This window comes from Paenarthrobacter sp. CCNWLY172 (assembly GCF_037402035.1).
Taxonomy (GTDB): Bacteria; Actinomycetota; Actinomycetes; order Actinomycetales; family Micrococcaceae; genus Arthrobacter.
Map to the genome: position 1 here is coordinate 1 of NZ_JBBEGB010000024.1, position 8,132 is coordinate 8,132.

Genomic DNA, 8,132 nt, shown 5'->3' on the forward strand with positions numbered 1-8,132 from the left:
GCGACAGGAAAACCCGCGCAGATATTGGTCATGGGCACCATGGAAGTACCTTGATTGCATAGTATCACAGTGATATCATTATAGTATCACGAGGATGCAAAAGCGGGTGGGCTCTGCGGACACAGAACCCACCCAGCCAAGCGACTCTCATCCCTACGCAATAAGGAGATCGGACCATGACAGCAGCAGATGTGCTGACCGGCCAGCTTGACCTTCTAACCCTACTGGAACTGGAAACCAAGCCAGCGGCCCCGCTTCACTTCACTGTGGGCCACTACCACCCCGACGAGCTGGACGAAGCGTACGCCTACCGGGCGAAAAGCGAAGGCATCCTCGGCGTATCCAACTGGAGCCGTCAGTGGAACGAGCGCCAGACGGGCCGGAACGTAGCAGCCGGCTCCAGTCACCGAACCTTCACGTATGGCGCAGACCTCCGATGCAACGAACATTGGCGCAACCCGCAATGCCAGTGCCTGGGCGACCTTCTCTACCGCGTCTACTGCCATGACTGCGACTGGTGGAGCGCGATCCATGACAGCGAGAACGGCGCCGTGGAAGACATGCTCAACCACTGCTGGCCCGGATGGCAGGAACTGCCGCTCGTTACGGCAACCATGAAGCCCAGTGGCGGATACAAGTACAAGATTCCCGAGGACTACCCGACTGACTGGCAATACCCCGGCGCACCTGTAAGGACGAGCAGGGAATCAATGAGCAGCCGACACGTCCCCGGACGCAGCCCGTGGGGCGGCTACGACATCGGAGTCATCGACACCACGAAATAGACGCAGAGAAGGCGGGGCCGAAAGGCCTCGCCTTTCCGTATCTTCCTCGAAAAAGCATCCCAAAAAACTAGCCGTAGTAGTATCATCGTGATATCATAATAGTATCAAGTCAAGCAGACGGACGAAACCAGAACCGACGCCACGATGGAGCTGAGACAGATGACGATCACCGTTTACACCAAGCCGGGTTGCGTGCAGTGCGATGCCACTGAGAGGGCCTTGGACAAGAAGGGCATCGGGCACCTGACGGTTGACGTCACCAAGGATCCCGAAGCGCTGGAACGCATCAAGGCACTCGGATGCATGCAAGCTCCCGTCGTCGTCACCGACCGCGACCACTGGTCCGGATTCCGGCCGGACAAGATCGAGGAACTGGCTCAGCTGGTCGCTTAGCCCGAACCACCAAACCTGCGAAAGCTGCGGACACAGCACCGGCAGGAACACCCTTCCTACGCAAGGAGAACACCATGAAGAACAAGACCACCCTGACAGCCGGCACCAGCGCCACCACGGCCACTGACACGCTGGACGTGACCATCACCGTCCGCGAATCCTTTGAACTCCGAGCCAACGTCACCATCAGCCGCGACGGCTTGGAATCATGGGTCCAGGCACACTACGACAGCCCTGAGATCACCACCGCAAGGCTGCACCAGTACATCGACGTCATGCACGGCTCAGGGATGCTCCCCTCAATCACCGCCAAGACCTACGGACGCGAACACGAAGTGACGGACGTTGAACCGCAGGTCTTCGACCGCCGAGCCATCGACTCGGGTATCTACGGCGACCAGCACGCAGAAACGTTGCTCAAAGCCAACCCCATCCTCGTGTGCGGCAAGCAACTCCCGGAACTGCATGACATTGACGACCACCACGTCGCAGCTGTCTACCGCGACCCCAGCAACGAAGACCTGACCACCCGGCTCATCATGGACGAAAAAGGCTCCCTGAGTGGACTGGAAATCTGGGAAGACCGCCAGCGCACCCCGGAAGTGCACGCACCGTTCCGCTCCGGTTCGGACTGGACCGACGTCGAAGGTTCAGGCATCTGGGAAGACCTCCTCACCGCAGGAATCCCCACCGCCGACTAATGAGCCACCCGGTACCCGGACGGCACAAGCCCCGGGTACCGGGCCACCAACTTGGAGGACATCATGACTATCTGGTTCGCCGTCTACGACTCCCACCAGGGCAAGACCAAGATCAAAGCAACGACCACCGAGGACGAGCTGCACACATGGCTCGAAAGCCACACCCACTCGTTCCGCGAAGTACGCCAAATCGGCACCACCGAAGTCTAAGAACCATGGCACGCAACAGCAGCTTCCCGTCCAAGATCACCGGATACCTCGAACCACCACAAGGGCGACCGGACCCCGACGAACCACTCCGGTGCAACTTCTCCGGATGGTCAGCCCATGGCAACTCCACCGTCTTTGAGATTCGCGAGTTCTACTCCCAGCCCGAATACGCTGAGGAAGGCAAGCCCATCAGCGGAGACCAGACACAGCGCTTCCTCGCCGTGGAACAAGGGGCCGGGTGGCCAACGTACGGCGATATTCCCGACATCAAACCACGAAACGCACTGTTCTAAACCGAGAGAAAGGCACCATCATGTCCGGCGAAACAACCATTACCGTCATAGGGAACCTGACCAACGATCCAGAGCTGAGATTTACGCCCAGTGGATCCGCGGTGGCTAATTTCACCATTGCTTCCACCCCCCGGACCTTTGACCGTCAGAGCAACGAATGGAAGGACGGCGAAACGTTGTTCCTCCGGGCCAGCGTCTGGCGCGAAGCCGCAGAGAACGTCGCTGAATCCCTGACCAAAGGTACCCGTGTCATCGTCAGCGGACGGCTGAAATCACGCTCGTACGAGACCAAAGAAGGCGAAAAACGCACCGTCATAGAACTGGAAGTAGACGAGATCGGCCCCAGCCTCCGGTACGCCAACGCCAAGGTCAACCGAACCCAACGCTCCAACGGAAATGGCCAAACAGGAGGCGGCTTCGGCAACAGTAACACCGCCGCTACATCTCCACAGGATGACCCGTGGGCCACCCCGCAAACCACAAGCGGCGGCAGCTGGGGCAACGGCCCGGACTCCGAGCCACCCTTCTAAACCCTTATGGTGTCGGGGCCAGTCACTAGGCTGACCCCGACACCACTTATACGTTCTCGGCCTTTTCTTCTAACCCAAAGGAATCAAACCATGGCACACACAGACGACCTCCGCCGATGGGCCAAGGGGATGTACGGACTTGAAGCCGCGACCGAGCTGCTGATTCGCGCGTTCAACGGCAAGTTTGCAGCTCCAGGAGCTCCATGGGTCTACCCAAGTGCGACCACACCGGAGGGCCATGCCCAAGTTGCCTACATCGACTTCGAATCCATCCCGGACCAAGCAGAGGGCCTCTCCGGAGGGGAACGGCGATTCCTCCTGTTGGCAGCCTCGCTGGCCGGCGAAGTGCATGTGGTCTTGGGCGACGTCGTTAGCGGACTCGACCGGCAAAACCTTGAACTGGTGCTGGCCGCTATCGCCCACGCAGGCGGCAGCCATGAACACTCAGGAATGACCCTCCACGAAGACGGCACACCCAAAGCCTTCACCCACCTGACCACGCTGTACCCCTGGCCGTAAACAACAGAGGCGGCAAAGAAGTCAGCCAAAACTATAGAGTCCGCACCTCGAAAGGAATGTAAATCATGGGAAAAGGAAGTCGCCTGCGCAAACAGGGCAACAGGGAAGATGCTGTCATCTACTGGCACGGTGGAGCGGCAGGGCGTAGGGCAGGCGATGAGCTGGTTCCCGGGGTGCAGGTTCCCGGCTATCGACATGTCGTGTCTGCGCTTTCCCCCGAGAGTTTTGCCGACTACCGACCGGATTATGCGTACATCACGAGCGACCGGAATCTGGCCTTTGATTTCGCCGCACAGTATTTCAAGCTGGGGCTGGGACCTGCAGCGGTGTACAAGGTAGTACCCGTGGGAAAGACAAGCCACGACCCTGACTATCCAGTGGGTGTTTCCTTCCGCTGCAGGGCAGCCAGAGTTCTAACTGTTGAGCCGGACGTCTTTAATGCCTCCACGCCCGAGACTGGCGCTGCACTGGGGTACACCACCTGGGATGACGATTCTCCGATGTACGATGCCTCCGGTTACCCGTTGCCTAACAAACTGCAGCAACACTTCGGCGTGGGTGCGCACCATCTCTGGTCTCTTGGAAAGGGTGCAGGGTTCCCGGAAATCCACCGTAGATGTAGCGAAGTTCTCAAGCAGCTGGGTGTTACGCAGTCAGACATAAACGAGTATCAGCGGTCTATCGGGGGAAGACCGCTGGTCAAGCCCTGATGACCATTGGAAGTGACTGTCCTGTAATTGCACGGAATCGGTCCTATTCGTGCACACGCCAAGCCGTCCAAGACCGGATGACCTGCACCCCGCCGTTGAGCGGAATCTGCTCAGCGTATTTCGCACGAAACACTGCACGAAACCGGAAAATGAACAAAGACGATCTGTGTTGAGTTTCGTGCGCTCTTGCTAACCTGAGCCCAACGGCAACCGACGCCGCACCAACAGGAGAGACCAATGCCTACCCTCAAGCCCAGGAACCAGGGCAACCACACAAACGAACCACGAGTCCTGATACAGGACGTGATTCCGTACGAGGTGGCTGAGAGCCTTGAAGCGATGCAGGGGCCGGGGGAGGGCGTTCTAACGCTGCCGCAGCATGTCTACTGGGGACCGCAGGCGGACTGCGATCTGGGGCAACGGGAAGGCGTGTACAAGGCATATCAGGCGATCCTTCGTGAAGGCACCCGAGCGGAGCAAGTGCAGCTGCTCAACGCCGACCTCCTGTTGAAGGTATGGAGCGAACTGATGCTGCCAGTCCGTGTCCGCGATTTGTGGGAGAAGAAGTTTCCCCAGCTGGCGCAGCGCTCCTAATGCCGGACCTTGAATACCAGCGTGATGTCACGCGCCTGGCACTGGACGCTTTGGCCAGCGGAGGTTTCGCCTTGGCCGGCTCCGGAGCAATCCGTGAGCACGGAATTATCGACCGCCCAACGATAGATATAGACCTGTTCACCTCTGTCACCAGCACCGAGGCTTTCGCCCTCTCAACACAGCGACTCGCGGCCGCCATGCGGGATAGCGGCCTCGAGGTAGCTGAGCGCCGCAGCGCACCACAGTTCGCAAACTTCTCTGTCACTTCACCGGCAGGCCAAACCGTCGAAGTTGACCTTGGCGTCGACTGGCGCGCAGCTGAGCCGGTCACCCTCTCTGTCGGGCCAGTCCTCAGTCTTGAAGACGCCGTGGGTAGCAAAGTCGTTGCCGTTTACAGCCGGGCTGAAGTCCGTGACTACCTTGACCTTGACGCCATCAGGGAATCCAGACGATTCACCGACGCGCAGCTGCTGGACCTCGCCGCTGACCGCGACCCCGGTTTCGACATCGAGATGTTCGCCGGGCAGCTCGAACAGATCAACCGCATCACCAGCACCGTCCGCGTGCAGGAGTACGGCGTCGAAGAACAGGAGCTGGCACAGCTCAAATCACGGCTCAGCGGATGGGCCGATGAACTCCGAACCAATCCGCCGGCACTTGGCCAACACCCGATCCAGAAGAACCAGGAACAATCACGCGCCGTGGATCCCGGAATGGAACAGGTCATGAAGTTGGTGCACGCCTCCTACCCTGTCTCGGCAAGGGACGCGCTGAAAGCACCCACCCAAACGACGGCAGCCGAGACAGGGCCCCTTGAGAAGCGCCGGGGACAGCAACCGGGCAGAAACCTATGACGGCGAACCTCGTTGGCTATGCCCGCGTAAGCACCGCTGAGCAAAACCCCCAGTTGCAGCAAGACGCCCTAGACCGGGTCGGGGTTATCCGCACTTTTACCGACTACGCATCCGGTTCAACACAGGACCGGCCTGAATGGAAGAAATGCTTGGAGTTCCTGCAACCAGGCAACGTCTTGGTGGTCTGGAAGCTGGACCGCGTGGGACGATCCACCGCCGACCTCGCCCGCATCGTGACAGAACTGGACCAACGAGGCATCCAGTTCAAATCCCTCACCGAGAGCTTCCTAGACACCACCACCGCAGACGGCCGGTTGATCTTCCACATCTTCTCCGCACTGGCAGAACACGAACGCAGCAGAATGCTCGAACGCACCCGGGCAGGACTCGAAGCAGCCCGTGCTCGCGGCCGCGTCGGTGGCCGGCCTCCAACCATGACCCCAGCTCAGGTAAACGCCGCACGCACCATGCACGCGGAAAAGACACCCATCACAGAAATCGCGCAGGTACTCGGCGTCGGACGGATGAGCGTGAGCCGCGCCCTACGGAAACAGCAGGCCGAACAATCAGCTTGAACTGATCCCCTCCAAGGCAGCGGCGAGAATTAACGAGACATTGTAAGAAGGGGACTCTCACCATGGACGTACTTGCAGCCGGAATCGCCATTCTCGGCGGCGTAACAGGCCTGTCCGGCTTCATCATCTCTGTCCGGGCGGACCGCCGTGCAACGCGGGCGGACAAGCGGGCGGCCGCAGCCGACCATCGGGCGATCAGAGCTGAAGAGGAAGGCGCGCGCGCAAGGCAACGAGAATTGTGGAGCGATGTCATCAGTGCCATGCAGGACGTTGTGGGCGCCAATGTTCTTGCCCAGGACATGCGGCCAGTTCTCGTGCGTGTCCGTTCGTCGATGACGGAGTTGGTCGACGGCGTAACCGGTGAGCATTACAAGCGTCTCGACAGATGGATGAGCGTCGAGCACAAGGTGATCAACGGATTGCTCGAACAGGCGATGCTGCAACTGAGCGGAAGCGGGCACACCATGAAGCAGATAGAGGACGCCCATCACGCGCCGAACGAGTGGGCCGCGTCGTTCATCAACAATCTTCGGGTGGCACGAAAACTGGAACCAAGCCCCGATGTCGAGGCTGGCATCGAGGAAATGATTGCAGCCGGCGAAAAGGCCCTAAGCCAACTACCAGAGCGTAAGCCACCACTGACAAACCAGAGCACATCTGCCGAGAGAATCGTCTAAAGCCCCTCGCCCACATGGGCACGGCAAAAGCTAAATCCTTCGGGCTTTTCCCGCACACATGTGGACGACGGGACCCAGCTGACCGCCTGCACACAACCACCACGGCACCACCGGGATGAGGGTCACAAGGGCGAGCGGTGGCCGTGCACAGCCTCGCAAGTGGGGTTCAGCTTCAACGCTTTCGTCGTTGGTTGGCTTTTGGCGGACGCGGAGTGGGTTTGAGCAGCGGTTGAAGGACAGCGCGCGGAGGCTTGGTCGAAGCTTCGAATAGTTCATCCGGCATCGGTGAGTAGTCGTATTCGTACTTTCGTTCGGTGTTTGGGAAAGCCACCACCTGAGACATTTGCCAGAGTGAACGGACGATGGTGATGCCAACCTGTGCGATTGCCAGGTTCGTGGCCGGGTCAGAGTTGTCCGTCCGGAGATTGAGTCCCGGAACCGTCCCCTTGTCGCCCCGCTCTTGAACCACGTAGCTCACTGATTCCGCATTCACTACGGCGGCGGCGGATTTCCATTCCTCTTCGCTTAAGCTCTCCGGAGGTTCTTCGGCGGTGTGGAGAACAATGCCTAGATCGTCGCGGGGTGAAGCGGTTGCACCGTGTTTGAGCTGGTTGTTTCCCTGTGCTCCGTTGAACTCATCCTCGGAATAAAAGCGAGCAAAAAATGAGAGCCACGCTGTGAGGAAGGCCAGATGTTGCTTCATCTCTTGTTTTGCTTCGGTCGATTCATCCTGACGAAGTTCAGGCGGAAACATCACCGTCTGAACCGTGTGTCTTGCTGCCGCTCCTAGGAGAGGTTTCAGGGCAACTCGGAACGCTGCTGCATCCCGCATGTTGACTAGCTGCATCATGAGGCTGCTGCCTGTAACCCGTTCTTCACTGGCCACGAAAAGGCGCAGCGCGGTCTCGATTACGTGTTGCATCAATGTGTAGGACTCGATGGAAGCCATCGTTCGGCTACTCAAGGTCTCGCCCGGTGGAACATCGAGGGCGAATCGCTTGTTTTTCAGGACTCCCCTGAACTGGGCAAAGAGCGATTCGCCATCTTCGCTGTCCCAGTTCACGGCGCCGGCCTTCATGTCGGCCAAGGCGACTATGCCCCAAAGCCTCCGTTCAAAATACTCGGCGGGGTCCACGCGATAGTAGTGCTCCTTGAGCAGTTCCTCCATCGCCTCGGTGTTGCCAGGGAGCGCCTCAGGGCCAATCCTCTGGATACTCAAAGGGCCATTATTTGTCATCAGGCCAAGCTATCCCAGGAACTTCCCACGTGGTTCTAAATGCGGGTTCTGTCG

At 59.2% G+C, this 8,132-nt stretch carries 13 protein-coding genes; 12 read left to right on the top strand and 1 reads right to left on the bottom strand.

The features are described 5' to 3' along the window. The first annotated feature begins 176 nt into the window (after positions 1–176). From WBN73_RS21205 to WBN73_RS21260, 12 genes are all read left to right on the top strand, one after another. On the top strand, positions 177–785 hold the full coding sequence (locus tag WBN73_RS21205; protein ID WP_337341275.1) for a DUF6349 family protein: 609 nt from the start codon (positions 177–179) through the stop codon (positions 783–785). Between the two features lie 159 nt (positions 786–944). Then, complete coding sequence (gene nrdH, locus WBN73_RS21210) at positions 945–1,178, top strand: glutaredoxin-like protein NrdH (RefSeq protein ID WP_337341274.1); 234 nt, start codon at positions 945–947, stop codon at positions 1,176–1,178. A 74-nt stretch (positions 1,179–1,252) separates the two neighbouring features. Next, the gene (locus WBN73_RS21215) at positions 1,253–1,879 is read left to right on the top strand and encodes a hypothetical protein (RefSeq protein WP_337341273.1); all 627 of its coding nucleotides are present in this window, start codon (positions 1,253–1,255) and stop codon (positions 1,877–1,879) included. A 63-nt stretch (positions 1,880–1,942) separates the two neighbouring features. Then, a complete protein-coding gene (locus WBN73_RS21220; protein WP_337341272.1) occupies positions 1,943–2,089 on the top strand; it encodes a hypothetical protein in 147 nt (48 codons plus the stop codon). Positions 2,090–2,094: 5 nt separating this feature from the next. Then, positions 2,095–2,382, top strand: coding sequence for a hypothetical protein (locus WBN73_RS21225; RefSeq protein WP_337341271.1), 288 nt, complete (start codon positions 2,095–2,097; stop codon positions 2,380–2,382). Between the two features lie 20 nt (positions 2,383–2,402). Continuing rightward, positions 2,403–2,912 (top strand): single-stranded DNA-binding protein, encoded by a 510-nt coding sequence (locus WBN73_RS21230; RefSeq protein WP_337341270.1) that lies wholly within the window; start codon positions 2,403–2,405, stop codon positions 2,910–2,912. A gap of 90 nt (positions 2,913–3,002) precedes the next feature. After that, complete coding sequence (locus WBN73_RS21235; RefSeq protein WP_337341269.1) at positions 3,003–3,431, top strand: ATP-binding cassette domain-containing protein; 429 nt, start codon at positions 3,003–3,005, stop codon at positions 3,429–3,431. Positions 3,432–3,496: 65 nt separating this feature from the next. After that, positions 3,497–4,141, top strand: coding sequence for a hypothetical protein (locus WBN73_RS21240; protein WP_337341268.1), 645 nt, complete (start codon positions 3,497–3,499; stop codon positions 4,139–4,141). Between the two features lie 237 nt (positions 4,142–4,378). Next, positions 4,379–4,735 (top strand): transcriptional regulator, encoded by a 357-nt coding sequence (locus tag WBN73_RS21245; RefSeq protein WP_337341267.1) that lies wholly within the window; start codon positions 4,379–4,381, stop codon positions 4,733–4,735. Next, positions 4,735–5,589 (top strand): nucleotidyl transferase AbiEii/AbiGii toxin family protein, encoded by an 855-nt coding sequence (locus WBN73_RS21250; RefSeq protein ID WP_337341266.1) that lies wholly within the window; start codon positions 4,735–4,737, stop codon positions 5,587–5,589. The genes WBN73_RS21245 and WBN73_RS21250 overlap by 1 nt, the downstream gene beginning before the upstream one ends. Next, a complete protein-coding gene (locus tag WBN73_RS21255) occupies positions 5,586–6,164 on the top strand; it encodes a recombinase family protein (protein ID WP_337341265.1) in 579 nt (192 codons plus the stop codon). Before WBN73_RS21250 ends, WBN73_RS21255 begins: the two co-directional genes overlap by 4 nt. Before the next feature lie 62 nt (positions 6,165–6,226). Continuing rightward, positions 6,227–6,841, top strand: a complete 615-nt coding sequence (locus tag WBN73_RS21260) for a hypothetical protein (RefSeq protein WP_337341264.1) — start codon at positions 6,227–6,229, stop codon at positions 6,839–6,841. Between the two features lie 172 nt (positions 6,842–7,013). On the opposite strand, the gene WBN73_RS21265 is transcribed toward WBN73_RS21260, so the two are convergent. Continuing rightward, positions 7,014–8,060, bottom strand: coding sequence for a hypothetical protein (locus WBN73_RS21265; protein ID WP_337341263.1), 1,047 nt, complete (start codon positions 8,058–8,060; stop codon positions 7,014–7,016). Between the last annotated feature and the right edge of the window lie 72 nt (positions 8,061–8,132).

Coding starts and splice junctions, on each gene's coding strand:
- WBN73_RS21225 (WP_337341271.1), top strand. CDS start 2,095: ATGGCACGCAACAGCAGCTTCCCGTCCAAGATCACCGGATACCTCGAA.
- WBN73_RS21215 (WP_337341273.1), top strand. CDS start 1,253: ATGAAGAACAAGACCACCCTGACAGCCGGCACCAGCGCCACCACGGCC.
- WBN73_RS21260 (WP_337341264.1), top strand. CDS start 6,227: ATGGACGTACTTGCAGCCGGAATCGCCATTCTCGGCGGCGTAACAGGC.
- WBN73_RS21250 (WP_337341266.1), top strand. CDS start 4,735: ATGCCGGACCTTGAATACCAGCGTGATGTCACGCGCCTGGCACTGGAC.
- WBN73_RS21230 (WP_337341270.1), top strand. CDS start 2,403: ATGTCCGGCGAAACAACCATTACCGTCATAGGGAACCTGACCAACGAT.
- WBN73_RS21235 (WP_337341269.1), top strand. CDS start 3,003: ATGGCACACACAGACGACCTCCGCCGATGGGCCAAGGGGATGTACGGA.
- WBN73_RS21255 (WP_337341265.1), top strand. CDS start 5,586: ATGACGGCGAACCTCGTTGGCTATGCCCGCGTAAGCACCGCTGAGCAA.
- WBN73_RS21220 (WP_337341272.1), top strand. CDS start 1,943: ATGACTATCTGGTTCGCCGTCTACGACTCCCACCAGGGCAAGACCAAG.
- nrdH (WP_337341274.1), top strand. CDS start 945: ATGACGATCACCGTTTACACCAAGCCGGGTTGCGTGCAGTGCGATGCC.
- WBN73_RS21205 (WP_337341275.1), top strand. CDS start 177: ATGACAGCAGCAGATGTGCTGACCGGCCAGCTTGACCTTCTAACCCTA.
- WBN73_RS21245 (WP_337341267.1), top strand. CDS start 4,379: ATGCCTACCCTCAAGCCCAGGAACCAGGGCAACCACACAAACGAACCA.
- WBN73_RS21240 (WP_337341268.1), top strand. CDS start 3,497: ATGGGAAAAGGAAGTCGCCTGCGCAAACAGGGCAACAGGGAAGATGCT.